General features: G+C 81.5%; 2 pseudogenes. Both read left to right on the forward strand.

Features of this window, described 5'->3' with window-relative positions:
• A pseudogene (locus ABD317_RS26685) lies at positions 1-328 on the forward strand (hypothetical protein); the annotation flags it as partial.
• Positions 274-612: pseudogene (locus ABD317_RS26690) on the forward strand (hypothetical protein); the annotation flags it as partial. The pseudogenes ABD317_RS26685 and ABD317_RS26690, both read left to right, overlap by 55 nt.

Here is a 612-nt window from a genome sequence, read left to right on the forward strand (position 1 = left end):
GGTGGTGGGCCTGGCGGTGGTGGGTCGGTCGGTGGCGGGGTTGCTGGTGGTGGGCCTGGCGGTGGTGGGTCGGTCGGTGGCGGGGTTGCTGGTGGTGGGCCTGCCGGTGCTGGGTCGGACGGTGCCGGGGCTGGCGGTGCCGGGGCTGCCGGCGGTGGGCTTGGCGGTGCCGGGGTGGCCCGTGGCGGGGCGGGGGCTGTTGGCGGTGCCGCCGGGACGGATGACGGTGCCGCCGGGACGGCTGGTGGCCGCGGTGCCGGGTCGGGGGGCCCGGTGGGCGGTGGTCCGGGCGGCCCGGTGGACGTGGAGCGGGTCGTCGCCGGGGTGATGGCGCGCGTTGCCGGGGAGGCGGTGCCCGTCGCCGGGCGGCGGGTGCGGGTACGGCGCTGGGTGCGCGCGCGGCGGCGGGTGCTGCTCGCCGGGCTCGCGGTGCTGCTGGCGGGGCTCGTCCTCGCTCCCCCCGTACGGGCCGGGGTGGCGTCCCTGTTCGACTTCGGCGGCGTCACGGTACGGGTCACGCCGTCGGCGGCGCCGTCCGGGCCCGGCACCCCGTCCCCGGGTCCCCCGGAACGCGTCCAGCCGCACGCCCCCGCCGGCGCCCGGTCCCGCGCC

The sequence above is a fragment of the Streptomyces synnematoformans genome (genome assembly GCF_039531005.1).
Lineage (GTDB): Bacteria > Actinomycetota > Actinomycetes > Streptomycetales > Streptomycetaceae > Streptomyces > Streptomyces synnematoformans.